26 protein-coding genes are annotated in these 26,460 nt (G+C 32.0%); 16 read left to right on the top strand and 10 right to left on the bottom strand.

From position 1 onward, the window contains the following. The first annotated feature begins 18 nt into the window (after nucleotides 1–18). From L3J35_09975 to L3J35_09935, 9 genes are all read left to right on the top strand, one after another. Entirely contained in the window at nucleotides 19–741 is a 723-nt protein-coding gene (locus tag L3J35_09975; GenBank protein ID MCF6366514.1) for a PspA/IM30 family protein, read from the top strand. A 166-nt stretch (nucleotides 742–907) separates the two neighbouring features. After that, on the top strand, nucleotides 908–1,651 hold the full coding sequence (locus L3J35_09970) for an electron transfer flavoprotein subunit beta/FixA family protein (GenBank protein ID MCF6366513.1): 744 nt from the start codon (nucleotides 908–910) through the stop codon (nucleotides 1,649–1,651). 27 nt (nucleotides 1,652–1,678) lie between these two features. After that, nucleotides 1,679–2,653, top strand: a complete 975-nt coding sequence (locus tag L3J35_09965; GenBank protein MCF6366512.1) for an electron transfer flavoprotein subunit alpha/FixB family protein — start codon at nucleotides 1,679–1,681, stop codon at nucleotides 2,651–2,653. 102 nt (nucleotides 2,654–2,755) lie between these two features. Further along, complete coding sequence (locus tag L3J35_09960) at nucleotides 2,756–3,538, top strand: DUF2520 domain-containing protein (GenBank protein MCF6366511.1); 783 nt, start codon at nucleotides 2,756–2,758, stop codon at nucleotides 3,536–3,538. Then, complete coding sequence (locus L3J35_09955) at nucleotides 3,531–4,037, top strand: HAD hydrolase family protein (GenBank protein ID MCF6366510.1); 507 nt, start codon at nucleotides 3,531–3,533, stop codon at nucleotides 4,035–4,037. Before L3J35_09960 ends, L3J35_09955 begins: the two co-directional genes overlap by 8 nt. A 22-nt stretch (nucleotides 4,038–4,059) precedes the next feature. Next, entirely contained in the window at nucleotides 4,060–4,491 is a 432-nt protein-coding gene (locus tag L3J35_09950; GenBank protein ID MCF6366509.1) for a thioredoxin family protein, read from the top strand. 99 nt (nucleotides 4,492–4,590) lie between these two features. After that, nucleotides 4,591–5,487, top strand: a complete 897-nt coding sequence (locus tag L3J35_09945; protein ID MCF6366508.1) for an FAD:protein FMN transferase — start codon at nucleotides 4,591–4,593, stop codon at nucleotides 5,485–5,487. Beyond that, nucleotides 5,477–5,689, top strand: coding sequence for a DUF4266 domain-containing protein (locus tag L3J35_09940; protein ID MCF6366507.1), 213 nt, complete (start codon nucleotides 5,477–5,479; stop codon nucleotides 5,687–5,689). The genes L3J35_09945 and L3J35_09940 overlap by 11 nt, the downstream gene beginning before the upstream one ends. Nucleotides 5,690–5,701: 12 nt before the next feature. Continuing rightward, nucleotides 5,702–7,144, top strand: a complete 1,443-nt coding sequence (locus L3J35_09935) for a DUF3570 domain-containing protein (GenBank protein ID MCF6366506.1) — start codon at nucleotides 5,702–5,704, stop codon at nucleotides 7,142–7,144. Nucleotides 7,145–7,189: 45 nt separating this feature from the next. On the opposite strand, the gene L3J35_09930 is transcribed toward L3J35_09935, so the two are convergent. Continuing rightward, the gene (locus L3J35_09930; GenBank protein MCF6366505.1) at nucleotides 7,190–9,364 is read right to left on the bottom strand and encodes a carbohydrate binding family 9 domain-containing protein; all 2,175 of its coding nucleotides are present in this window, start codon (nucleotides 9,362–9,364) and stop codon (nucleotides 7,190–7,192) included. A gap of 83 nt (nucleotides 9,365–9,447) precedes the next feature. On the opposite strand from L3J35_09930, the gene arsB reads away from it, so the two are divergent. After that, nucleotides 9,448–10,485 (top strand): ACR3 family arsenite efflux transporter, encoded by a 1,038-nt coding sequence (gene arsB, locus L3J35_09925; GenBank protein MCF6366504.1) that lies wholly within the window; start codon nucleotides 9,448–9,450, stop codon nucleotides 10,483–10,485. A gap of 9 nt (nucleotides 10,486–10,494) precedes the next feature. On the opposite strand, the gene arfB is transcribed toward arsB, so the two are convergent. Further along, on the bottom strand, nucleotides 10,495–10,902 hold the full coding sequence (arfB, locus tag L3J35_09920) for an aminoacyl-tRNA hydrolase (GenBank protein MCF6366503.1): 408 nt from the start codon (nucleotides 10,900–10,902) through the stop codon (nucleotides 10,495–10,497). Between the two features lie 6 nt (nucleotides 10,903–10,908). After that, nucleotides 10,909–13,812 carry a phosphoenolpyruvate synthase gene (locus tag L3J35_09915; protein ID MCF6366502.1) on the bottom strand — a complete coding sequence of 968 codons (2,904 nt, stop codon included), beginning with the start codon at nucleotides 13,810–13,812 and terminating at the stop codon, nucleotides 10,909–10,911. A gap of 263 nt (nucleotides 13,813–14,075) precedes the next feature. Between L3J35_09915 and L3J35_09910 the strand changes: the two genes are divergently transcribed. The 6 genes from L3J35_09910 to L3J35_09885 all read left to right on the top strand — a co-directional run bounded on the left by L3J35_09910 (nucleotide 14,076) and on the right by L3J35_09885 (nucleotide 18,311). Further along, the gene (locus L3J35_09910; protein ID MCF6366501.1) at nucleotides 14,076–14,936 is read left to right on the top strand and encodes a hypothetical protein; all 861 of its coding nucleotides are present in this window, start codon (nucleotides 14,076–14,078) and stop codon (nucleotides 14,934–14,936) included. An 89-nt stretch (nucleotides 14,937–15,025) separates the two neighbouring features. Further along, the gene (locus L3J35_09905; protein ID MCF6366500.1) at nucleotides 15,026–15,889 is read left to right on the top strand and encodes an FKBP-type peptidyl-prolyl cis-trans isomerase; all 864 of its coding nucleotides are present in this window, start codon (nucleotides 15,026–15,028) and stop codon (nucleotides 15,887–15,889) included. Then, nucleotides 15,890–16,408 (top strand): hypothetical protein, encoded by a 519-nt coding sequence (locus L3J35_09900; GenBank protein MCF6366499.1) that lies wholly within the window; start codon nucleotides 15,890–15,892, stop codon nucleotides 16,406–16,408. A gap of 55 nt (nucleotides 16,409–16,463) precedes the next feature. Continuing rightward, nucleotides 16,464–17,039, top strand: coding sequence for a hypothetical protein (locus L3J35_09895; protein MCF6366498.1), 576 nt, complete (start codon nucleotides 16,464–16,466; stop codon nucleotides 17,037–17,039). Between the two features lie 29 nt (nucleotides 17,040–17,068). Further along, complete coding sequence (gene panB / locus L3J35_09890; protein ID MCF6366497.1) at nucleotides 17,069–17,884, top strand: 3-methyl-2-oxobutanoate hydroxymethyltransferase; 816 nt, start codon at nucleotides 17,069–17,071, stop codon at nucleotides 17,882–17,884. A gap of 34 nt (nucleotides 17,885–17,918) precedes the next feature. Then, a complete protein-coding gene (locus L3J35_09885) occupies nucleotides 17,919–18,311 on the top strand; it encodes an acyl-CoA thioesterase (protein ID MCF6366496.1) in 393 nt (130 codons plus the stop codon). On the opposite strand, the gene L3J35_09880 is transcribed toward L3J35_09885, so the two are convergent. The 7 genes from L3J35_09880 to gpmI form a co-directional block, all read right to left on the bottom strand. Then, complete coding sequence (locus tag L3J35_09880; GenBank protein ID MCF6366495.1) at nucleotides 18,308–19,426, bottom strand: hypothetical protein; 1,119 nt, start codon at nucleotides 19,424–19,426, stop codon at nucleotides 18,308–18,310. The genes L3J35_09885 and L3J35_09880 overlap by 4 nt on opposite strands. Nucleotides 19,427–19,482: 56 nt before the next feature. Then, nucleotides 19,483–21,675: a glutamine synthetase III gene (locus L3J35_09875; GenBank protein ID MCF6366494.1), complete on the bottom strand. Its 2,193-nt coding sequence runs from the start codon at nucleotides 21,673–21,675 to the stop codon at nucleotides 19,483–19,485. A 114-nt stretch (nucleotides 21,676–21,789) separates the two neighbouring features. Then, on the bottom strand, nucleotides 21,790–22,470 hold the full coding sequence (locus L3J35_09870; GenBank protein ID MCF6366493.1) for a hypothetical protein: 681 nt from the start codon (nucleotides 22,468–22,470) through the stop codon (nucleotides 21,790–21,792). Nucleotides 22,471–22,496: 26 nt separating this feature from the next. Further along, the gene (locus L3J35_09865; GenBank protein MCF6366492.1) at nucleotides 22,497–22,895 is read right to left on the bottom strand and encodes a hypothetical protein; all 399 of its coding nucleotides are present in this window, start codon (nucleotides 22,893–22,895) and stop codon (nucleotides 22,497–22,499) included. Between the two features lie 44 nt (nucleotides 22,896–22,939). Further along, the gene (locus L3J35_09860) at nucleotides 22,940–24,310 is read right to left on the bottom strand and encodes a dipeptidase (GenBank protein MCF6366491.1); all 1,371 of its coding nucleotides are present in this window, start codon (nucleotides 24,308–24,310) and stop codon (nucleotides 22,940–22,942) included. A 50-nt stretch (nucleotides 24,311–24,360) separates the two neighbouring features. Then, entirely contained in the window at nucleotides 24,361–24,933 is a 573-nt protein-coding gene (locus L3J35_09855; protein ID MCF6366490.1) for a DUF3109 family protein, read from the bottom strand. A gap of 3 nt (nucleotides 24,934–24,936) precedes the next feature. Beyond that, a complete protein-coding gene (gpmI, locus tag L3J35_09850; GenBank protein MCF6366489.1) occupies nucleotides 24,937–26,460 on the bottom strand; it encodes a 2,3-bisphosphoglycerate-independent phosphoglycerate mutase in 1,524 nt (507 codons plus the stop codon).

The following is a 26,460-nucleotide window of genomic DNA, read 5'->3' as shown; positions in this document are numbered from 1 at the left end:
CTTTAAAATATAATAAAAATGGGATTTTTCAGAAGACTATTTAAAATCGGACAAGCAGAAGCAAATGCAGCACTAAACCATTTAGAAGATCCGGTAAAAATGACCGAACAAGGTATTCGTGACATGAAAGGAAAATTAGATGAAAGCATTAAAGCATTAGCTGAAGTTAAGGCATTAGCAATTCGTGCAAAAAATGATGCAAATAAATACCGTAATAAAATGACAGAGTATGAAAACAAAGCAATTGCTTTAATTAAACGTGCCGAAAAAGGTGCAATCGACCCTTCAGAAGCTGATCGTTTAGCAACAGCCTCTTTGGAAGAAAAAGAACAAGCAGGACAAAACCTTCAAACTTCTCTTAAAACTCAAAAAACTTATGATGCTCAAGTTGCAAAATTAGATTCAACTATTGACAGACTGAAAAAACATATTCGTCAATGGGAAAATGAAGCAAAAATACTTAAAGCAAGAGCAAAAGTAAGCAAAGCAACAAAAACTGTTAATAAACAATTAGCAAATATAGATGCTGACGGAACAGTTGCAATGCTTGAAAGAATGAGAGAAAAAGTTGAACAAGATGAAGCTTTGGCAGAATCTTATGCTGATATTGCCTTCGAAAATCAAAGTATTGATGAAGAAATTGACAGCGTTTTAGAAAGTACTGCCGGAAGCGGTTCTGATGCATTAGCAGCTTTAAAAGCTAAACTATCAGGTGATGAAAACACAGCTATTACAGAATAATTTATCTGTTTATTTTTTATAACATAGAACCGTTTGTCTTTTTTTGATAAACGGTTTTTATTTTTGCACACATTAATTATTTATTTTCCTTTGAAAAATAAATAAAATTTATTATGTTTGCATAAGATTTTTTAGCTTAATTAAATAACAATAAAATAATTATAATATGAAGGCACTTATTTGTATCGGACACGTTCCGGATACGACCTCAAAGGTTAAATTTACTGACGAAGACACTAAATTTGACACAACTGATATTCAGTATATTGTAGGACCTTATGAAGAACTGGCTTTAACCAGATTATTAGATTTAAAAGATGCAGGAACAGATATGCACATTACGGCTGTTAATGTCGGTTCAGTTGAAACAGAAGCAACTTTAAGAAAAGCATTGGCAATGGGAGCTGATGAGGCAATCAGAATTAATGCCGAACCTACTGATGCTGCTTTCGTTGCAAAACAAATTGCAGAAGTTTTCAAAAAAGGAGAATATGACGTAGTTGTAACAGGAAAAGAATCAATTGATTATAACGGTGGGCAAACCGAAGGAATGATTGCTGAATTTCTTGGATTACCCTCTGTTTCCGGAGCATCATTATTTGAAATTGACGGTGATAAAGTTAAATTAGAACAAGAAATAGAAGGCGGAAAGCAAGTTCTCGAAGCAAGTTTTCCATTTGTAGTTAGTGCAGGTAAAGGGTTTGCCGTTGAACCGAGAATACCCAATATGAGAGGTATAATGATGGCAAGAAGAAAAAGCTTAGAAGTTGTTGAACCTGTTGATCAAAATAACATGACCGAGGTAATCAAACATTATCTGCCGGAAGCAAAACCTGAATGCAAATTGGTTTCTCCCGATAATGTTGAAGAACTGGTAAGATTACTTCACGAAGAAGCAAAAGCAATTTAGTTTATTTAAATTCTAAAATCGAAAAAAATGGCAGTATTAATATATACAGAAAATTACGACGGTAAGTTTAAAAAATCATCCTATGAATTAGTGTCATACGGCACTGAAATAGCAAATCAACAAGGAACAGAAGCCGTTGCCGTAACAATCGGGAATGTTGAGGAAGCAGTTTTAAAAGAACTCGGAAATTACGGGGCAAAAAAAGCAGTAAAAGTTTTAAATGACGAGTTAAAAGATTTCTCGGCACAAGCATACACAGCTGCAATTGAGCAAGTTGCAAAAAATAATTCCGCAGATGTAATTATTTTCGGAAACAATCCGTCAGGAAGAGCAATTGCTCCGAGATTAGCTGTTAGAATGAATGCAGGTCTTGTTGCCGGAGCAGTTGCAGCTCCTTCATCTTTGTCTCCTTTTACTGTTAAGAAAAGAGCATATTCAGGAAAAGCTTTTGCTGATGTTGTTGTAAATTCAGACATTAAAGTTATTACATTATCTCAAAATTCATATAAAATAGTTGAAAAATCAACTTATATTGAAGTTGAAGATTTTAAAGCAGAAATTTCGGAAGGAGCTTATGCCGTTAAACCGATTGAAGTTGTTAAAAGCTCGGGTAAATTATCCGTTACGGATGCTGATATTCTTGTATCTGCAGGAAGAGGGTTAAAAGCTGCTGATAATTGGGGAATGATTGAAGAAATGGCAGATATTTTAGGTGCAGGAATCAGTTGTTCTCGCCCCGTAAGTGATTTAGGCTGGCGACCGCACGATGAACATGTCGGACAAACCGGAAAAGTTGTTGCCCCAAATTTATACATTGCCATAGGCATATCCGGAGCAGTACAACATCTTGCAGGCGTAAACGGCTCAAAAATAATAGTTTGCATTAACACAGATGCAGATGCACCATTCTTTGAAGCAGCAGATTACGGTATCGTAGGAGACGCATTTGAAGTAGTACCGAAATTAAATGAAGCATTTAAGAAATTTATTCAAGAAAGTTAATTTCAATAAATAATTTCAAAAAACATCCGGTAAATTATAATATCGGATGTTTTTGTTTGTTTATAAAATGATACTTTTGAGATATTATTAATTCAACAGATAATGGGAAATAATCAGATTGTAATTATAGGTGCAGGAAATGTTGCAACAAATATTGCAAAAGTTTTAAAAGAAAAAGTTGGTGCAGAAATACATATACACAGCAAAACAGAAAATTCCGCAAAATTACTTGCCGACAAACTACAAGCCTCATACTCGTCTGATTTCAACAACATTACACCTAATGCAAATTTATATATTATTTCAATAAGTGATAATGCAATTTCAGAAATTGTTCAAAATAAAACTCTGAAAGAAAAAATAAACAATAATTTTGTTGTGCACACTGCCGGAAGTATTTCAATGGATGTTCTTAAAAATTTATCGGCAAATTACGGCATATTTTACCCTTTACAGACTTTTTCTAAATTTAAACAAGCAAATTTCAAAAACATTCCTTTATGTTTAGAGGCAAATTCAGGATTTAATTATAACAGATTAAGCAAATATGCTTTTCAAATTAGTGAAGATGTGAGGAAAATTAATTCTGAACAAAGAAAATATATTCACCTTGCAGCAGTTTTTGCAAATAATTTCTCAAACAGAATGTTTGCAATTGCCGAAGAAATATTGAAAGATAAACAAATTAATTTTGATATTATGCTGCCTTTAATTAATGAAACTGTTGCTAAAATTCAAAAAAACAGCCCTTCAAAATCTCAAACAGGTCCGGCAATAAGGAATGATAAAGAAGTAACAGATATGCACATTAAACTTCTTAGCGAAAATAAAAATTTACAGGAAATTTACAATTTAATTAGTAAGAATATAAATAATAATGGATAACTTTAAAGAAAAATTAAAAGATATAAAAGCATTTGTTTTTGACGTTGACGGTGTTTTTTCGCAAGATATGGTTTTACATACTGACGGCGAACTGACCAGACACATGAACGTGAAAGACGGGTTTGCCGTAAAAACTGCAGTTGATAAAGGATTTATTGTTGCAATTATTACCGGAGGGACTTCTGTTTCTGTAAAAACTCGATTTCAGGGACTCGGTGTAACGGATATTTACTTGGGTTCGCATGATAAAATCGAAGATTATGAAGATTTCTACATGAAATATGGTTTAAAACCCGAAGAACTTCTTTATATGGGTGATGATATTCCTGACTTTGAACCTATGAAAGCATCCGGCTTAGCAACTTGCCCGGCTGATGCTGTTGAAGAAATTCAAAATATTGCTCATTATATTTCTGATAAAGACGGTGGAAAAGGTTGTGTGAGAGATGTTATCGAACAAGTAATGCGAGTTCAGAAAAAATGGTTTGTCTTGAAATAATTACCTAATATATTAAATGAATATGAGAATAATAATTATTGCCTTATTAACTTCACTTTTGATGCCGCAACTAAACGCACAAGAGTGGCAAACTGACCTTGACTCAGCAAAAATAACTGCAAAAAATGAAAATAAAACAATAATTTTAGTTTTTCAAGGTTCTGATTGGTGTGCTCCGTGTATCAAGTTAGACCGAGAAATTTGGAGTTCGGAAGTTTTCAAGAATTATGCAAAAGATAATTTTGTATTAGTAAAAGCTGATTTTCCGAGAAGAAAAAAGAATCAGTTACCGAAAGAGTTACAAGAAAAGAATAATCTACTTGCAGAAAAATATAATAAACAAGGTTTTTTTCCATTTGTAGTTATATTGAATTGTGAAGAAAAGGTTTTGGGAACAACCGGATACAAAAAGGTTACACCGGCAGAGTATATTAAAATTTTAACATCTTTTTAGTCCTAATTTCTGATGAAACGCTGTTTTGCATTAATATTTTTTGTTTTTTATGTGAGTTTACTGCAATCTCAGGAAATTTTCCATAAAAAAATAAAATTGATGGGCTGTCGTTTCGACATTACCGTAGTTGCCGAAAACCCTGTACTCGGAAACGAATACATAAGCTCTGCAATAAATGAAATATCAAGAATTGAAAAAATAATATCTTCTTGGGACAGCACTTCCGAAACATCAAAAATAAACAAATACGCAGGTATTAAGCCGGTTAAAGTCAGCAGTGAATTATTTGATTTAATTGAGCGATCTCTTATAATTTCAAAATTAACAGACGGGGCATTTGATATAAGCTATGCTTCAATGGATAGAATTTGGAAATTTGACGGACTAATGAAGCAATTTCCTTCGAAAACCGAAATAAATAATTCCGTTTCTAAAGTCGGATTTGAAAATATTATAATAAACAAAAAAGAACAAACCGTTTATTTGAGGTTAAAAGGAATGAAAATTGGCTTCGGAGCAATCGGCAAAGGGTATGCAGCCGATAAAGCAAAAAAATTACTTATTTCAAAAGGTGTTAATGCAGGAATTATTAATGCTTCGGGCGATATGAACACATGGGGAAAACAACCCGGAGGTAACGATTGGACAATAGCAATAACAAATCCGTTAAATAAAGAAAAAGCATTTGCTGTTTTACCTATTTCAAACAGAGCTGTTGTAACATCCGGAGATTATGAAAAATTTGTAATGTTCAACGGAAAACGATACTCACATATTATTGATCCTAAAACCGGTTATCCTGCAACGGGAATTATAAGCGTAAGCGTGTTTGCTCCGAGTGCAGAATTAGCAGATGCATTAGCAACCTCTATATTTGTAACGGGCTCCGAAACAGGCTTAAACATAATAAATCAATTGCCTGATATTGAATGCATAATAATTGACGACAGCGGAAAAATACATACATCTGAAAAAATAAAAATAAATGAAAAATAAAGTTCTTATAATTCTTTTCTTCGCTTCTTTTTTAACTTCCTGCACGGTTATAAAAGAATATGAAAAAATGAACATTAATGATCCTGATATGGCTTTGACAGACAGAAAGTCAAAGAAATTTGAAACAACTTTTCAAGTTTACAGAGAAGGTGCTTCAGGAGCAAACGGCGGAAAATCCGGCGGCGGATGCGGATGTAATTAAAATAAAAGAAAAATGAGAGTAATAATATACATATTTCTGTGCCTTCCTTTTGCAGCAATTGCACAAAATAAGAAAGATTCAACATTTACATATAAGAAAAGAGTTCTCGAAAATGTTGAAATTGATATGCTGTCGAGTTTTTATACGCAAAACGGTAATAATGCAGCTGTTACCGGAGGTATCGGAACAGAACGCTTAGATGATTTTGCTGAAAACATTAATATAGCTATACCTTTAAATGATGATGATATTATGACTATTGATGCAACAATTTCAGCATATACTTCAGCATCATCAAGTAATTTAAATCCGTTTACGGGAGCATCGGGAGATGACGACGACGATGATAAAAAGGCAACTAACCTAACCGGTTCAACTACGGGAACTCCGTGGGTTGAATCTTCCGGAGCATCAAAAGAAGATGTTTGGGTAAACGGTATAATCGGATACAGCCATTATTCCGACAACAGAAACAATATATACAGCACCAATTTAAGCTTTGCAAATGAATACGACTATACTTCCGTGGGCGGCAGTATTGGGTATGTCCGATTGTTTAACAATAAAAATACAGAATTAAATTTTGTTGCAAATATATTTCTGGATCAATGGAGACCCGAATATCCGATAGAAATAAAAACATATATAAAAAACAACGGAGATTTAAATGCCGATATTTTTAACGGTGTTGATATTTTAGACGCTAAAGGAAATATCATTGATAAAACCGGCTTAAACGTCTGGGCTCCGACAAACAACACTCTTATCGAAAACAACGGAAGAAATACCTACTCATTATCTTTCAGTTTTTCTCAAATTCTAAGTAAGCGTATGCAAATATCTTTATTCTCAGATGTTGTTATTCAAAAAGGATGGTTGGCAAACCCTATGCAAAGAGTTTATTTTTCCGATTCTGAAAACTTTTATATAGGAAATCCGTTAAGCATTAATAACTATACAGATCCGAGCAACATAGATGTATTTCAATTGGCAGACGATATTGAACGACTTCCGAAAAGCCGAACAAAAATTCCGGCAGGTGTTCGCTTAAATTATTTTATTAATGAATTTCTTGTTCTGCGAACATACTATCGCTATTATTATGATGACTGGGGAATAAGCTCAAACACGTTTAATATTGAGTTGCCCGTTAAAATAGGAACTAAGTTTACGTTTTATCCTAATTACAGATTCTATACACAAACAGCTGCTGACTATTTTGCTCCTTTTGAGCAACATAAATCAACCGAAGAGTTTTATACGTCAGATTTTGATTTATCTGAGTTTACTTCAACTCAATATGGGTTCGGAATAAAATACACAGATATATTAACCGAAAAACATATATGGAAAATCGCTTTAAAAAGTGTAAGTTTAAACTATAGTTATTATGAAAGAATTACAGGATTAAAAGCACATATTTTATCTTTCGGAATAAAACTGATAATAGATTAGGGGCTTTGCTCCCACCCTCGATGACTGAAAATAATAAACATTATATCAAAAAGTTAATCTGTAAATTATTTTAACAACTGCTCCCGTTGTTTGAGGTTTAAGATATTCAATTTGTTTAATCGGTTCTTCATAGCCGATGTTATAAACAAAATATAAATCAGAACCGACTTTCGGAATCCAATGAAAGCGAATATTATAAATCATAAGTTCGTCCAGGCTGTTAAATTGCCCGAAAAGAGAAAAATTCAATTTCGTAGTAAAAGCATAATTCAAATACGAAGCTATTTCATGCGTAATAATTTTTCCTTCGGCAAGTTTAACTTCATTCCATGAATAATCGGCATTCAAGTTAAAATGTTTATTGATATTAATGCCTAAAGACAATTCAAGCGTTCTGATTGTGCCTGTATAAAATCCGCCCCAATTATATAATAATTCACTCCATATTCGACGTGCATTATATGTTTCAAGCTGTATTTCATAATTATACATCCAATATTTTCCTGTAGGTATTGAAATTTCATCCGTTAACTCAAAAGCATCATCAATTCTGTCATAATTTTGTATGAAATTGAATTCAAATCGTTCTCCCGAATTAAGAATTGCTCCGAAAGGGCGAGTTTCATTATGAAAACTTTCGAGTTCACCTGTTGAATGTGTATTATAAAGCGTAAATCCCCAAGGTTTTAAAATCAGCCGTTTAATTCCGTATTTATTAAAAACACGCGGTGTTAATCTAAAATACCAAGTATATGAATCATAATCGCTTCTTCTTATATATCCTAATTCCGGGTTGAAATTTCGTTGCATAGTTCCGAATGCCATATAATTGTCAATCAAATCATTCGGATAGTCGGAAAAAATGCGGTAAGTAAATGCATCTTCTTGTAATTCAAAATTTTCTGTGCTTGTTGTAAGTTTTGCACCGATTGTAAAATTTTTATCTTTTAAAAAGTTAGACGTTTGGTAGGTTGCATCAATTCCGATGACTTGGTTTGAATGTTCATTATCAAAAACATTCGTAAAAATACCGCCGATGTATGATTGTTTGCCGATATCATGTTTATATCTGAAAATAATATTATTCTTTGTAAGGATTGTATCAATATTTGCTTCTTGAATATTTAAGAACCCGATATTACTTTTTTTGACTTTACCGAATAAGCGGGCACCGGCAATTATTGGAACAGATTGTCCTTCTTCTATACCTATTTCGCGAGAATAAAACGCACTGTTTCTGTCGCCTAAGTAATAACTGAAAATATCCGAACTTTCAAGAAAAAATTGTCTTTTTTCGGGATAATAAACACTGAATCGAGAAAGGTTAACCGGAATCCTGTCTGCTTCAACTTGTGCAAAATCGGTAAAACTTGTTAAATTTAATTTCAAAGTCGGAGTAAGGTTAATATTTAAGTCCCCGCCGATTTTAATCGGATAATCGTTTCCTTCAACGTCATCATAATGCCAACCGGTAAGCATATACGGCTTTAGTTCAAAATGTTTTGCATAAGAAATATCTGTAAGATTTATTAAAGTGCCTGCTTTTACAACAGCAAAAATTGAATTATCGCGTGACCAGCCTTGCCAAAGTGCTTGTTCATTTTTTGAAACAATATCTCGTTCAAAGTTAATTGCCCAATTTAAGTTGTTTCCTTTTTTAAATTGAAATGTGCTGAACGGTATCACAACTTCTGCAAACCAACCATCTGTTGTAATCGTAGTTTTAGCATCCCAAACTCCGTTCCAATCCTCGTTTCCGTCTTCAATTCCAAAAATCTGAATATCTGCTCTTGCACCATTCGGATTAATAATAAAAAGATATCCGCTTCTGCTGTCGTTAAAAGGGCTTATCATTATTTGAAAATTATCATCCGATTCGTAATCAAAATCAATGTTCATATTTTTTGCCGTAATTTTAGTTTTTTGATAACACCAAATTCCGAAATATAGATTATCTTTATCATAAGCAACAGAAACTTCTGTTTTTTCCGTAACCGGTTCCCCGAAGTTTAAATCTCTTTGCGTAAAATTATTGACAGGTGTAATTTTCTGCCATATAGAATCATTAAGCTGTCCGTCAAATTTTATTTTTTCGCTTATTTTATTTGCCGAAATTACTTTTGGTTCAGAATACTGTGCAAAACCTGATTTTACAGTTACTAAAAAAAACAATATAAATACAAGAAATCGCATCAAATGAGAAGAAATATGTTGAGGCATCTTATAAAGTTTTTAAGGAAAATAAATATTAATTTATAAAATAAATACTAATTATTGTAATTTTGTATGTTTTGAAACAGGACATGAAAACAAGATTAAAATTCTTAGACAAATTTCTTACTATATGGATATTTTCTGCGATGCTAATCGGCGTTGGTATCGGATATTTATTTCCGAGTATATCCGAAACTATTGATTCGGCATCTTCGGGAACAACAAACATTCCTATTGCAATAGGCTTAATATTAATGATGTATCCGCCTTTGGCAAAAGTAAATTATAAATTAATTCCTTCAATTTTTAAAGATGCAAAAGTGATGTCATTATCACTTGTTTTGAACTGGGTTATCGGTCCGATATTAATGTTTTTTTTAGCAATAATTTTTCTCGGAGATGAACCCGGTTATATGTCAGGACTGATATTAATAGGTTTAGCACGTTGCATTGCAATGGTTTTGGTTTGGAACGATTTAGGAAAAGGAAGCAAAGAATACGGAGCTGCATTAGTAGCTTTAAACAGTATTTTTCAGGTGCTTACTTACAGTTTCTATGCATGGTTGTTTATTACGGTTTTGCCGAAATATTTTGGTGTAAAAAGTTTTGATGTTGATATTTCTATTTATGAAGTTGCAAAGTCGGTTGCAATTTATTTGGGAATTCCGTTTATTGCCGGATTTTTAAGCAGGACTTTACTTGTTAAATATAAAGGAGAAAATTGGTATAACAGAAAGTTCATTCCGTTTATTTCACCGATTACACTTATTGCACTACTTGCAACTATTGTGCTGATGTTCAGCCTTAAAGGCAATTTAATAGTTAAAATTCCTTTTGATGTTTTAAAAATTGCAGTTCCGTTAATTATTTATTTCGGACTGATGTTTTTTGTCAGTTTTTTTATCGCAAAAGCAATGAAAATTGACTATAAACGAAACGCATCTATTGCATTTACGGCAACCGGCAATAATTTTGAATTAGCAATTGCAGTTGCTATTGCCGTGTTCGGATTAAATTCTCAGCAAGCTTTTACGGGTGTTATCGGGCCTTTGGTTGAAGTGCCGGTGTTAATCGCGTTGGTTAATGTTTCGTTATTTTTAAAGAAACGGTTTTATTCGAATAAATAACCCCCGGCTCTAAATAAAGTCCTTTCTTCGATTTTCTTTTTTCTCCGATTGCCTTTTTTTATTTTTCAATCTTTTGAGAATTGAATTTATAGAGCGTTTCGTTTTCTTTCTTTTTTTGGGAATTTTAAGCCCCACTTCAAGAAGTTCATAAAATCGTTTAATGCAATCTTTTTTGTTTTTAATTTGACTTCTTGATTTCTGAGAAACAATTTGCAGTATTCCGTCTTTATTTATTCTTGTTGGGATATTTTTTTGTAACAATTCTTTTTCTTCATACGAAAGTAATTTTGAATTTAAAACATTAAAACGCAGTTCAACTTTTGAATTTGTTTTATTTACATGCTGACCGCCGGCTCCGCTGCTTCGTGAAGTTATAAATTCAAATTCATTGTCAAAATTACGTTCTGCAAGTTTCATTATAGTTTATTCCGGTTTTAAAACAACTCCTTTGCTCTGTTTGCCGTCAATTTTAATAATTAAGTCTTTATCAAAACGAACATGTCTTACAAACTCATCTTCATAAACGGCATCAAATTGATCCAAATATTCTAAATTCCAAAAACCGTCATTTCTGAAAGGGTTAATTGTAAAATAACCTATCTTAAATGATGTTAAATTTTGGAAAAAATGGGTTCCTTGGCTGGGTTCAATTTGATAATTTTCAAGTCCCGATTCAATAATTAATCTTGCTGCCGAAATTTGGGACCAAACAACCGGTATTCCTAACCACGGGTCGCTTGAACCCCACCTTCCCGGACCGCATAAAATATAATTGCTGTCATTTTCTGTAAATCCCGAATTAATTTTCGCAATTATATCAACAATCTTTTTATTATTAACGGAATCAAAGCTTTCAGGTTTTACATAAACAATATCTTTTATACCTTTTATTATTCCGTGCCCCAATGAAGTTTCAGAAAAAATAACAGAATCTTCTTTTTTTATATCGGAGAAGTCAATTTCATCATTAAGGACTTCTTCTACAATCGGTCTTATTTGAAGCAAATTAAACTGTTTCAGTTGTCCGTTATCAGGTGTTAAATTTGCGGCAAACTCAATTTCAACCGGGTTATTCATTGCTTGCTGGCAAATTCTCAGTACATCTTTAATAATGTTTGCTAACGGAAATGAATCATATTTCAATACATTTGCAAAAGTTATCAAACGTTTTCCTTCATACATTTTGCCTACTTTAAGCACATTAAATTCAAAATCATAAACAGAAGAAATATCATAAATCGATTCATCTTTTTCTGCTTGTTTTATTCTGTGTACTTCAAAGTTAATACTGTCGTTTGTTGAAGGCACAAAACTTTCGGGAGTTAAGTTAAGAGAAAAAAATGTTTTTTGGGTTTCTTTCAGAGCTGTTTCCGGAGAAGATAATTGCAGAACTTTTTTCGGAAGTTCGGGAGAAAATCTCAATGTTCTTTTTCCTTCTACAATTTGTTTTCCTAAACCGAGGGCAACATTTACAATTCCCTCTTCAGTTTTTTCGTCTCCGACAGGATAGAAATTTACTGAACGAGCAACACCGGAAATTGTCGGATAAAATCTGTTTTCATATCTGTTCCCGCAAACTTCTTGTAAAACAATTCCCATTTTTTCTTCATCAATGAGGTTTTTTGTTGCTTTCATATATGCTTTTGTTTCTTTATAAAAAACAGATGCATAAACAGATTTTACAGCTGTTAACAGTTGAGAGAGATTTGTTTCCGAATCAGCAGAATTTGACAGCATATAAGTTGCAAATACACCTGCAAACGGCTGGTAATGTGAGTCTTCCAACACGCTTGATGATCGAACGGCAATAGGAAATTCAACAGCTTCCAAGAAAACTCTTAAATCATCTTTTGTATCATCTCTTAAATTTGCATTTATAAATTTATCTAAGATTTCCTCATTGCTCTTTTTAGATAATGCAAATGCATATAAGTCATTATCAAGCATAAAGTTATCAAAAATCTCAGTACTCAGCACAACGGTCTGCGGAATTTTTATTATAATATTTTCATAATTATCAAGTTCCGAGTGTTGCTTTATTAATTTGTCTAAAAATGCCAAACCTCTTGCTTTTCCGCCTAAGTACCCTTTCCCTATTCTGGAAAAAATTAATGAATTGTCGTAATTATTTCTGTTAAATTCAGCAATAACACCTCTTGAACTCGATTGTCTGTAGTTTGAGATATTTTCGTAAATGAACTTTTTTATCTTATTAATATCATCGGCAAAATCTTGCTTCGACAAACCCGCAAATAATTCGGCAATAGGGAATAATGCCCTTGCATACAGCCACTTGGAAAGATGGTTTCTTGATATATGGTATTCAAAAGAATCATCGGGAATATCAAAGATACTGTATTGCAGTTCTTTTAAGTTTAAAGTTCTTTTTATAACTTCTTTTGTTTTCGGATTTTTAAATTCAAATGCACCGAAAGCAAAATATGTGTTCATAAAATTTATAAGCTCTGCAGCTAAATTCTCTGAATATTTATGTATGAAACCTACTTTTATTTCTTTTGCTTTTTCAGAGTTTTTAATATCCGAAGATTGAAGAAGAAGAGGCATATATATTTTATCCGATTTTATTTTCTTCAAAAACTTCACCCCTGCTTTCGGGTCTATTTTTCCGTTTCGGGGATATTTTGTGTCTGAAATTACACCAAGAATATTTGATTTATATTTTTTATAAAGTATGTTTGCTTCTTCATAATTTTTTGCTAATAATATTTTCGGTCGCCCTCTCATTCTAATCATTTGTTGATGTTCATTTAAACCTTCCGTCATAAACTTTTTTGATTGAACAAGCAGAGTTTTATACATATTTGTCAGGTAACCCGAATAGTATCTTACAGAATCTTCAACCAATAAAATAACTTGCACACCTGATTTTATATCTTTCTCGATATTCATTTTATCTTCAAGAAGTTTTATAATAGCAAGTATAACATCAACACTTCCGAGCCAACTGAAAACATAATCGATAGCACTTAAATCCTCATTTTCCAATAACAGCGAAACTTCTCTTGAAAAAGGGGTAAGAACAACAACCGGCTTGTTCGGATGTTTCTTTTTAATTTCTTTTGCAAAACCGAAAGCATCAAATTTTTCGCCCACATTCAACATTGTAATAATAAGGTCGTAATAGCTTTTATGAATTTCTTTCAAAGCTTTCTCTGCTGTATTAACATGCTTAAACCTCGGAGGATTACTGAGATTTAAAGATACATATTCATTAAAAATTTGTTCTTCAATTCTTCCGTCAACTTCTAATGTAAATGTATCATATTCGCTGCAAACGATTAATACTCTTTGAATCCTTCTTTGCATCAGGTTGAAGAAAGGAGTTTCTGAAAATCTCAACAATTTGTGATTATGTATATCCATCTTATAATCAACGCTTTAAAATAAAAAAGGCGGAATAAAAATTCCGCCTTAACAACTAACCTAAAACTTACTATGAAAAAAACACTTTATGAGTATTTAAACTCATTGACAAATGTAAGTTAATTTTATGAAAACAAAAATAAAAACTGCATTTATTTTATTTATTTTTTTAATTTTACACTTTTACACATCTGCAATATCATGTAATGCAAACACAATCAGCACATAGCATAACAACAAAAGTAATACTTCTTTTTTTAATATTTTTATTAAAATTAAATATTTATGCTCAAAATATTGACGAAACTATCATTTTGGCTGATAAAATGTTTTCGAAAAAAGAATATTCAACAACAATTGAATTATTAAAAAGAGTAATTTTTTTTTCTGAAATAAAACAATCGGAAGTTTTTGAAAAATGCGGAGATGCTTATTTTATGCAAAATGATTATAAAAATGCTCTAAATTTATATGATTCTGCTTTTGTATATAGTTCAACTAAACAAAATATACAAGAATTAATATATAAAAAAATTGATTGTTTAATATTTTCAGGCAAATATAATGATGCGGAATTAATGATACTTACATCAGAAGAAACTAATATTTCCGAAGAAATAAAAAGGAAGAACTTTTATCTCGGTATTATTTATTATGCACAAACAAATTACGAAAAATCTAAAGAGTTCTTTATAAATTCTTTAAACGATACGGCGATAATGGCAAAATCGGAAGTATCTGAACTTTTTAAGAAAAAAAAGTATTTTGAAAGACCGAATCCTAAAATTGCCGGGATTTTTAGTTTAATAGTTCCGGGCAGCGGACAATTATATGCCGGCGATTATAAAAATGCAATAAATTCCTTTTTGCTGGTTGCGGTATTTGCAGCAATCGGCACAGATATGCTTATCAGATATGCTTGGTACGATTCCTTAATAAGTGTTTCCCCTTGGTTTTTGAGATATTACACAGGCGGATATAAAAATGCCGTAGATATTGCAAGGCAAAAACGAACAGAAAGAAGAAATAAAAGATTAAATGAAATAATTGAAATTACTCGAAAGTAGTTTACTCATATCTGTTATTTGTTTTTTATCGTATGTGTTTTTTTAATTATATATAGTTTTATATTTGCCTTTTACTTTATAAAAGAAGTATGAATTTGATAAAAATTGTTTTTTTTGTGTCTGCAATAATTCTTTTGTTATTTTCTTGTGATAATTCAGAGAGTTATAAAAAACATGAATCCGGTTTTGAATACAAAATAATTACCAAAGAAAATACAAATTTGACAGTTAAAGAAGATGAAATTTTAGATTTGAAACTAAGATATTTTAACCAAAATGATTCTTTAATTTTTGATTCAGAAACATTGCCCGGTAAATTTCGTGTTCAAGTGTTGAACCCCGAAACCGGAGGTTTATTTCAGGAAGCAATTACTATGTTAAATATAGGTGACAGTGCTGTTTTTTTAATACCTGCCCAAAATTTTTATAAAGAAACAATGAAAAAGCAGATTCCGAATTTTGTAAAAAAAGATGAAACATTCAAATTTGAAGTTAAAATTAATAAATCTGTAAGCGAAGAAGAGTTAAATAAAGAATACAGGCAATATTTACTTGAAGCAGAATACCAAGAATCTGCTCTGTTGAAAGAATACACTAAAAATGAGCACATTACAGAAGCTCCTACAGAAGACGGTTTATATATAATACAACTCGAGAAAGGAAAAGGAAAGAAAGCAAGTGCAGGAAAAACAGCAACAGTTCATTATACCGGGAAATTAATTAACGGTCAGGTTTTTGATTCCTCAGTTGACAGAGGAGAACCCGTTAAATTTTTAATAGGACAAGGAGATGTTATCCCCGCATGGGATAAAGCAATTTTAAAAATGAGAGAAGGCGATAAAATAAAACTTATTACCTCATCAAAATATGCCTACGGAGAATTCGGTTTTGAAAAAATAGTTCCGCCCTTTACAACTTTAATATTTGAAATAAAACTTATTGATATAAATTAGATGAATAATAACAGATATATAAACAATAAAATAAAGGTTCTTAATTATGTTTGGATATTCTTTATTTTTGAATTAGTTGCTATTTTCGGAATTACTTTTTTTGTTCTTGTTCCGAAAAAACTCAGCCAATCTTTCGACTCTTCTGATATAGGCTTTTTATATCTTTCATATATTATTTCGATATCTGCAATTCCGGCAACTTTTAAAATTTACGATATAATTAAGAAACGGTTAAAAAAAGAAGCAAGCGAGAAAACCAAAACAGAAAAATATCAGTTTGCCGTAATAATTAAATTTGCCGTTTTAGAATTTGCTGCGTTAATTTCGTTAATTGCATTTTATTTGAATGAAACAAATGAGCCTTTATATATGTTCGGCATTGTATTTATTGCAGTTTTTCTCAACAAACCCTCTTACAATCAACTTAATAAGGACTTTTTAACGGAAGCTGACGAAAATACAATTGAAGAAATTGTTTATTTACCTGATGAAAACAAATCAACTGAAGTAAAAGATTAAAAATTATTTTGTGTTAAGCAGAAATAACCATAAAAGCAAGTTCAAAAAAAGAAGGTTGAACTATACATATAAAAAGGATAAAAACAGCAGAAAAATTCTTTTTACGCTAAAATTAAACTTATTGTTCGGAGGATTGAAGCAAACAATTATATTTTTAATAATTTTAATCGGAAATTGTTTATTTTTTAATTTTACAGTTTCAAGCAGCGTACCTTTTTTAGTTTTTTTGCCTATTATTATTTTCATTTTTATCGGTTGGTTTTTATTTTTTGTCTTCCGAAATACAATTAAATATATTCAAATTATTAAAAACGGACAAATTGCTTTCGGAATATTAACAAAAAGTGAGAAAACAGATGATGACGAAAACTTAAAACCGATATTTAAACTTTTTTATGAATTCAAAACAACTTCAGGAGAAACATATATTGCAACAGTACGAACACATCTTGTGTCATTATTGAATGATGAAGAGAGTGAACCCTTAGTGTATAATCCGTATAATCCGAAAGAAGCAATATTTATAGATGTGTTACCGATTAAAGTAAGAAAATTTTTAAACAAATATATTGAAGAATATAAACAACAAAATAATACAGAAAAACAAACAACTGTTTATAAATCATTTTAATTTTTCTGAAATTTATAAAAGCTGAAATAATGTCAATACATAAAACCGCAAAAAAAATAACAACTCATGTGCTTCAAGCCATGAAAGCAAAGAATGAAAAAATTGCAATGCTTACTGCTTATGATTATTCAATGGCAAAAATTATTGATCAAGCCGGCATTGATGTAATTTTAGTAGGAGATTCAGCAGCAAATGTTATGGCAGGTTACGAATCAACCTTACCGCTTACTTTAGATGAGATTATATATCATGCAAAATCTGTTGTAAGAGCAGTTGAAAAAGCTTTGGTTGTTGTTGATTTACCTTTCGGAACATATCAAGGCAATTCAAAACACGCATTGGATTCTGCAATAAGAATAATGAAAGAAACCGGAGCACATACAGTAAAATTAGAAGGCGGAGAAGAAGTGAAAGAATCAGTTGTAAGAATATTATCTGCAGGAATTCCGGTAATGGGACATTTAGGATTAATTCCTCAGTCAATACATAAATTCGGAACTTATGTAGTAAGAGCAAAAGATAAAGCAGAAGCGGAGCAATTAAGAAAAGATGCAAAATTATTAGAAGAATTAGGTTGCTTTGCCATAGTATTAGAAAAGATTCCGGCACAATTAGCAAAAGAAGTTGCCGAAAGCGTAAAAATACCTATTATAGGAATAGGAGCAGGCGGCGGTGTTGACGGACAAGTTCTTGTTGTTCATGATATGCTCGGAATAACACAAGAATTTTCACCTCGTTTTTTAAGACGCTACCATGATTTAGCAAGCGAAATGAAAGGAGCGGTATCAAACTATGTAAAAGATGTTCGCTCTAAAGATTTCCCTAATGAGAAGGAGCAGTATTAAGAAATTAAAAGACAGCGTAACAAATTCAAAAAAGATGAAAAAATACAAATTTCAACTTGAAATGCAAGTACGCGACTACGAATGTGATATTCAGGGGATTGTAAATAATGCCGTTTATCAAAATTATTTGGAACATACAAGGCATGAGTTTATAAAAACAGCAGGACTTGATTTTGCAAAACTTCACGAAGAAGGGATTAACCCTGTTGTGTACAGAGCTGAAATCGACTATAAACTTCCTTTAAAAAGCGGAGATGAATTTGTTTCTAAACTTAATTTTGAGCAAAACGGACCTTTAAAAATAAACTTCTCACAAGATATTTACCGAAAAAGTGACAATAAACTTATAATAAAAGCAAAAATTATTGCAGTTGTATTAAAAAACGGCAGACCCGGCTCTGTTGATTTTCTTGTAAACGCTTTTTAATTTACAACATTACCCGCAAGGTCAATCGTAATTATTTTAGCGTTTTCATTTGTTCGTTTAATATAATTCAAAGCATCATTTGCTTTCTTCTTTTCTGAGAAAAAACGATAAACTACCGCATAGGAAATATTTCCGTTTTCTCTGATAATTATTCTGTGCGGAATGTCAATACCCTTTTCAAAATATTCAAATATTTGTTGTTCTGCACTGCTGTAATTATCAAAAACATGAACTGCGACAAGGTAAATTGAGCTGCCTTCATCAGAATATATAATTGACGGAGCATCACAAACAGATTTTACTATTTTACTGTATTTTGAATCAGGCATCTTTTTATAAAAATCTTCAAAATTATATTTGCTTGACATCCCGGGATACATATATACATCAGTTCCCCATACAATGTACGCAGAATCTCGGTTTTTGGAATCTACTACAACATGAAAATCCGTAAAGCAAAAAAGATTTTGCATAAAGTGTTCGGTAATATTTTTAATTGAGTCGGTATCCGGGTATTCTGAACGAATTTTTTCTCCTATCCTTACAACTTCCATTTCATCCGACATTGTAGCATACGGATATTCGCCTCCGATTGATGCAGATAAGGCATTATAAAAATCTATAGTAAGTTTAAATTCATCCGATGCCACTTTTCTAATTGCATCTTCAAGCACAGGATAAACACCCAATGTCATATACATTCCTTCGGCATAAACACCTTGAAATCCTATTGAGTTTAATGCAACTTCAAGCTCATTATTGTAATCTTCATTATTAGAAATAAGATAGTTTGAAACTGCATTATCCAGTTTATATAATATCTTTTTCCTTAGTTCAAAAGCTTTTCTTATTTGTGCTTCGCTTTTTATATCTTCCGAAATTAATGAAATGTATAATTGTAAAGAATTTTTTAAATTTTCATCACAAAAGTTAAGTAGTGAGTCTATAGGATTTTCCTTATCGTAAACCTCATCTTGAATTGTATCTTCTTTAATCGGGTCAATAACTTTTACGGTATCCGATTCAATAGATTTATCTGTTTCAATATTTTTTTCAGTTTCATTTCCGCAAGAAAACATTATAATTAAGGCAAAATATAACCATATTTTTTTCATTTTGAGTTTGGTTTTGTTCATAATATTTTATAAATGTACAAAAAACAAATTCATTTTTATATGTTAAACAATAATTCTCGATATTTCGGAAGCGGCCACATTTCATCATCAACAATAAGTTCAAGTTTATCAATATGAAGTCTTATTTCATACAAAAACGGTTTCACTTTATATTCGTAATTTTCAATTCGGTTTGCACAATCTTTAATAATATTTGCTTTTTTTCTTTCTTTTATCATTTCTTGCACTTTAATACTTATAAATGTTGTATGCTCAGAAATCCTCTTAATTGTATCAATTCTTCTTTGAGCTAAATTTTCAAATTCTTTTTTATCGGAAATTATTTCTTTTAAATCTCGAACACTTGTAATCAAAGTATTCTGATATCTAATTGCTGTAGGAATAATATGGTTTATTGCCAAATCACCGAGAACCCTTGCTTCTATTTGTATTTTTTGAACATACTCACAAATTTTTATTTCATATCTTGATTGCAGTTCTTTTTTATTAAGAATATGATTCCTTTCAAAAAGATTTATAGTTTTTTTGCTTATATAAGCTTTGTATGCTTCTGCTGCGGATTTAACATTTGTTAAACCTCTGCTTTCGGCTTCTTTTACCCAGTCGTTGCTGTAACCGTTTCCTTCAAATCTTACGTTTTTAGATTCTGTGATATATTTTCTTAGTATTTGCAAAATTGCTTCGTCTTTCTTTAACTTTTTTGCAGTTAAAGTATCAACATCTTTTTTGAATTTTATTAGCTGGTCTGCAACTGCTGTATTTAGAGCAATCATGGGGCCCGCATTATTTTCTGCTGAGCCTACTGCTCTGAATTCAAACCGATTTCCCGTAAAAGCAAAGGGAGAAGTTCTGTTTCTGTCGGTATTATCAAGAAGTATTTCCGGTATTTTTCCGATATCAAGTTTTAATTCTGTTTTTTCATCGGGAGACATTTTTTTATCCGGAATTCGTTGTTCAATATCATTTAGCATTTCATTCAGTTTATTTCCCAAGAAAACCGAAATAATTGCCGGAGGTGCTTCATTTGCACCTAGTCTGTGTTGATTCCCCGGCGAAACAATGCTTGCTCTTAATAAATCACTATGCTCTTTTACGGCTTTCACCGTATTTATTAAAAATGTTAAAAATTGAAGATTAGTTTTTGGTGTGTTTCCGGGTTTTAGAAGATTTACTCCTGTATCTGTTGCCAAAGACCAGTTGTTATGTTTTCCGGAACCGTTAATTCCGCCGTAAGGTTTTTCATGAAAAAGAACTTTAAATTTGTGTTTTATTGCAACTTTTCTCATAATTTCCATAAGAAGAAGGTTGTGGTCGTTTGCTAAATTAACTTCTTCAAAAATAGGAGCACATTCAAATTGATTAGGAGCAACTTCGTTATGCCTTGTTTTTATAGGGATTCCCAGTTTGTGTGCTTCTATCTCAAAATCTTTCATGTATTCTAAAACACGCTCGGGAATTGAACTGAAATAATGATCGCTGAGCTGTTGGTCTTTAGCAGATGCATGCCCCATTAAAGTTCTGCCGGTAAGAGCAAGGTCGGGTCTTGCACGGTAAAGTGCTTCGTCAACGAGAAAATATTCTTGTTCCCACCCTAAATTGGCAATTACTTTATTTACGTTTTTATCAAAATAGTTACAAATATCAGTTGCTGCAGAATCTAACGCCTGAATAGATTTTAACAAAGGTGTTTTGTAATCTAAAGCTTCGCCTGTGTATGAAATGAAAATTGTAGGAATACATAAAGTTTTACCTACAACAAATGCAGGAGATGACGGATCCCAAGCGGTATACCCTCTTGCTTCAAATGTGTTTCTTAATCCGCCGTGAGGAAAACTGGAAGCATCCGGTTCTTGTTGTGCAAGAAGTTCACCGTCAAATTGTTCAAAAGAATTTCCGTCTTGGTCTATATTAAGAAATGCATCATGCTTTTCGGCTGTATTGCCTGTTAAAGGATGAAACCAATGGGTATAGTGAGATGCCCCTTTACTGATTGCCCAGTCTTTCATTCCGGCAGCAATTTGATTTGCAATTCTTCTGTCGATTCTGGTTCCTGTTTCAATTGATTTTTTTACACCTTCATATGCTTCTTTTGAAAGATGTTTTTGCATTTTTTGAAGATCAAAAACATTTGTTCCGAAATAATCTGAAATTTTGTTTGAAGGAAATTCAATTGTTTTAATTGACCGTTTGTTTAATTCTTTTAATGCAGTAAATCTGATTGTTGACATTTTATGTTTTTTTAAAGTTTATTTTACAAAATAACATAAAATATTTAAGCTGTTCAAATTTAAGGAGGGTATTTTGACAGAAAAAGGTTTTCTTTTTTGTTGTATAAAAATATATTACAAACTATTATAGTAGCTAAAAATTTTAATTAAATCGTTATCATTTTTATAGCTCAGTTTATTTTTTTGTGCAAATTCTTTTATGATGTCAGCATTATCTCCAAATTGCTTTAAAATTTGTTTTTTGCTTTTTTTAATTTCTATTACTTTATTACCTTCTGCAATAAAGTAGTAGTTTCGTTTCACGATTTGGTTGCTTTTCTCTCCCACATCCAATGCTGTAACATAATTTGATTCAATTAGTTTTAAATACGGTTTCTTCAAAAAAGACTTATTACCCTCTAATAAAATTGAAAAGAGCCCTGTTCCGTTATAATTCTCATAGAGCATAGCATTTCGTAATATTTCTTTATTTCCGAAATCATCAATCCAATGAATTTCTTTTACTCTTCCTACAGATAAAACTTTAACTATATTTTCAACTTTAATTTCGATAATATTTTTCCTTAAATCATATTTCAGCGGATAATCTTTAATAACCTCGCCTGTGATTAAATAAATTTCTCCGGGTTTCCAGTTATCATTATAATAAAATGATCCTTTTGTTTCCGTTTTCTTTGTTTGAATCTGAAGTGTTTTTGATGCTCCGCTTCCTGAATACACAAAGACATCAACAGGTTGAGAAGATACTGAAAGTCCTAAAAAAGTTAATAGTAATGTTATTGAAATTTGTTTCATTTTTTGCAGTTATTTTATTGTAAAAGTTAATATTCAGGACCTTTCCCGAAATGGTTAATGTATTTATTTTGATCATTGCCGAATGCATCGTAAACTTTTCCGGCTTTAATTTTAAATGTTGCTTGTTCTCCTAAAATTTCTGAAAACATAATTCCATACTCATCACCGTCAGAATCTACTAATAAAATCTCTGCAAGATTTTCTTGTGCCGTACTTAAATTTTCATGGCAAACAGGACAAAGAAAATCAACATGTGTGTTTTCTTCAATTTTACAGCTTTTATGTTTTACAATTTTAAAATCCCCTAACTTAGGCTCAAAAAGTATTAATCCTCCTTTATATTTATCGACTTTTGCCGTTAAAATGATACGATTACCTACTTTTAACTGAGCTTTGCAATGCGGACAATAATATTCATTTGTCATAATTTCAAGAGTTATGATGTTATAAAATAAAATGGTTGCAATAATTATTTCATTAATTCAGCATAATATTTATAAAATAAAGGAATTGTTTCTATTCCTTTATAAAACATTTCCAAAGGATTGTTTTCATTAGGAGAATGTATTGCATTGCTTTCTAATCCGAAGCCCATTAAAATTGTTTTAATTCCGAGAACTTCTTCAAAGGTTGATATAATAGGTATGCTTCCGCCGCTTCTTACCGGAACGGGTTTTTTTCCGAAAACATCGGTATATGCTTTTTCTGCTGCTTTATAACCGGGAATATCAATAGGAGAAACATACCCTTGCCCGCCGTGAAGTGCAGTTACTTTTACTTTAACTGTTTTAGGTGCAATTGCTTTAAAATGTTTTTCAAATAACTTACTGATTTTAACATTATCTTGGTTCGGAACAAGTCGCATCGAAACTTTTGCACAGGCTTTTGAAGGAATTACGGTTTTTGCACCTTCGCCTGTGTATCCTGCCCAGATTCCGTTTATATCCAACGCCGGTCTTATTCCTGTTCTTTCGCTTGTTGAATAACCTTTTTCACCGCTTAGTTTATTGATATCAAGAGCCTTTTTGTATTCTTTTTTGTCAAAAGGAGCTTTTGCCATTTCTGCTCTTTCTTCTTTGCTTACTTCAATAACATCATCATAAAAGCCTTTTACTGTAATTTTGCCTTTTTTGTCGGTTAAACTTGCAAGCATTTTTGTAAGAACATTTGCCGGATTTGCAACTGCACCTCCGAATAAACCTGAATGAAGATCTTTATTCGGTCCTGTTACTTCAACTTCCATATAGCTTAATCCTCTTAATCCTGTTGTAATTGAAGGTATATCAGGAGCAATCATTCCGGTATCGGAAACCAAAATAACATCTGCTTTAAGAAGTTCTTTATTATTTTCCATAAATTTACGAAGGTTGGGTGAACCAATTTCTTCTTCTCCTTCAATAATAAACTTAACATTACACGGAAGTTGGTTGGTTTTTACCATATATTCAAATGCTTTTGCGTGCATAAAACCTTGTCCTTTATCATCATCAGCTCCTCTGGCGTATATTTTTCCGTCTCTTACTTCAGGTTCAAAGGGCGGACTGTCCCATAAATCAATCGGGTCAACCGGCATAACATCCATGTGAGCATAAACTAATACGGTAGGTAAATTTGGGTCTATAATTTTCTCTCCGTATGTTACGGGGTTTCCTTCTGTTTCCATAACTTGTGCTTTGTCAGCACCTGCATCTAATATTGTTTTTTTCCAATATTCAGCTGCTTTGTACATATCATCTTTATGCTCTTCAAGAGAACTTATTGAAGGTATTCTTATTAATCCGAATAATTCTTCGAGAAAACGATCTTTATTATTTTCGATGTATTGTTTTAAATCTTTCATTATGTATTATTTTATATTTTAATTATTTTTTGACTTCCGACGTAAAATTACTATTTTTTATTTGAATTTTTTGCAAAATATTTAAGTTGTTCATACCATTCTTTCCCAAACTTTTGAATTAGAGGTTCTTTTAAGAACTTATATGCAAAAATATTGTGTTTTTCTCCGAAAAGAACTGCTGATTTACAAATATCCCACACATCATAGTTTACTGCTTGCAAGTTTGATATTTCTTTTGTGCGTACCGGATATAACCAACATGAAAGCGGTTTTCTGAATTTTGTTTCTCCGGCTTCAAATGCTTTTTCAATTCCGCAGGCAGCTATACCTTCATTGTCAAAAACGGTAAATGCACATTCTTTTCCGTCAACAAGTGTCGTAACATAGTCATGTTCTTCATCGATGTAATAAAGCCCGTTTTTATCAATTGCTTTTTGTCCTTGGGGTCTTAAGAATTTTTTTATTACTGAATATTCTTTTTCTAACAATTCTCGTTCATCTTTCTCTAAGGGTGCACCGGAATCGCCTTCTACACAACAAACTCCCTTACATATTTTAAGGTTGCAAGCAAATTTTTTTTCAATGACATCATCAGAGATAATTGTATTTTCTATTTGAAGCATTTATTATTCCTGAATTAAATTAACTCCTGTCATATCACTCGTAATTTCCATATCCATTATTGATAACAAAGTGGGGGCAACATCAGCAAGTATTCCGTTTTTGATTTCTTTGAAATCATCATCAATTAAAATGCAAGGCACGGGGTTTAATGAATGGGCAGTATTGGGCGAACCATCAGGGTTTACAGCATTATCTGCATTTCCGTGGTCGGCAATTATCATTACGGTATATCCGTTTTCTTTTGCTGTTTCAACAACATTTTTTACATTTTCGTCAATTGCTTTAACGGCTTTTAAAATTGCTTCGTAAATTCCGGTATGACCGACCATATCGCCGTTGGCAAAATTCAAACAAATGAAATCATGTTCTTGTTTTTTGATTTCTTTAACAAGGGCATCTGCAACTTTATATGCACTCATTTCCGGTTGCAAATCGTAAGTTGCAACTTTCGGAGATTGTATTAATATTCGCTTTTCGTTCTCAAACTCAGCACCTTGCCCTCCCGAAAAAAAGAATGTTACATGAGCAAACTTTTCTGTTTCGGCGATTCTTAACTGTTTTTTGCCGGATTTTGCAATGAGTTCTCCCAATGTGTTTTTTACATTTTCTTTATCGTAAATAATGTGAATATTTTTAAAGTTTTCATCATAGCGTGTCATTGTAAGATAATATAAATCCATTGTATTCATGCCTTGTTCGGGCATGTCTTCCTGTGTGAGAACAGTTGTTATTTGTCTTAATCTGTCTGTTCGGAAATTAAAGCAAATAACTACATCTTCGTTTTTGATTAATCCGAGAGGATTGTTGTTTTCGTCAACAAAAACAGCGGGCTTAATAAATTCATCAGTAATATTATTTTTATATGAGTTTTCAACGGCATTGATTACACTTGTTTCATTTTTACCGACTCCGGCAGTCATTAAATCATAACCTTTTTTTATTCTGTCCCAGCGTTTGTCTCTGTCCATCGTGTAATACCTTCCGATAAGGCTTGCAATTTTTCCGCCGGATGTTTTCAGGTGATTTTCGAGTTCTTGCAAATAGCCTTTTCCGCTTCTCGGGTCGGTATCTCTGCCGTCTGTAATTGCATGGATAAAAACATCTTTTAAGTCATATTCTTTTGTGATGTTGCAAAGTTTATACAAGTGTTTTTGTGAAGAATGCACACCTCCGTCTGAAACTAAACCGATAAAATGCACGGCTTTATTATTCTCTTTTGCATACTTAAATGCTTCGGTAAGAACAGGATTGTCAGAAATAGAATTATCTTCAACAGCTTTATTTATTTTTACTAAATCTTGAAAAACAACTCTGCCGGCACCTATGTTTAAATGACCTACTTCGGAATTTCCCATTTGTCCGACCGGCAAACCTACGTTTTCTCCGTCGGTTAATAATTGAGAATGCGGATATTTTTCAAAAAGGCTGTCGATATAGGATGTATCTCCTTGACTGATTACATCGGATTTTGTTTTGTTTCCGATTCCCCACCCGTCAAGAATCATTAATAGTGTTTTTTTGCTCAT

The sequence above is a fragment of the Bacteroidales bacterium genome, assembly GCA_021648725.1.
In the GTDB taxonomy this organism is placed as follows: Bacteria; Bacteroidota; Bacteroidia; order Bacteroidales; family JAADGE01; genus JAADGE01.
Note: the sequence above shows the minus strand (reverse complement) of the source record. Positions and strands in the feature narration are given on the sequence as shown.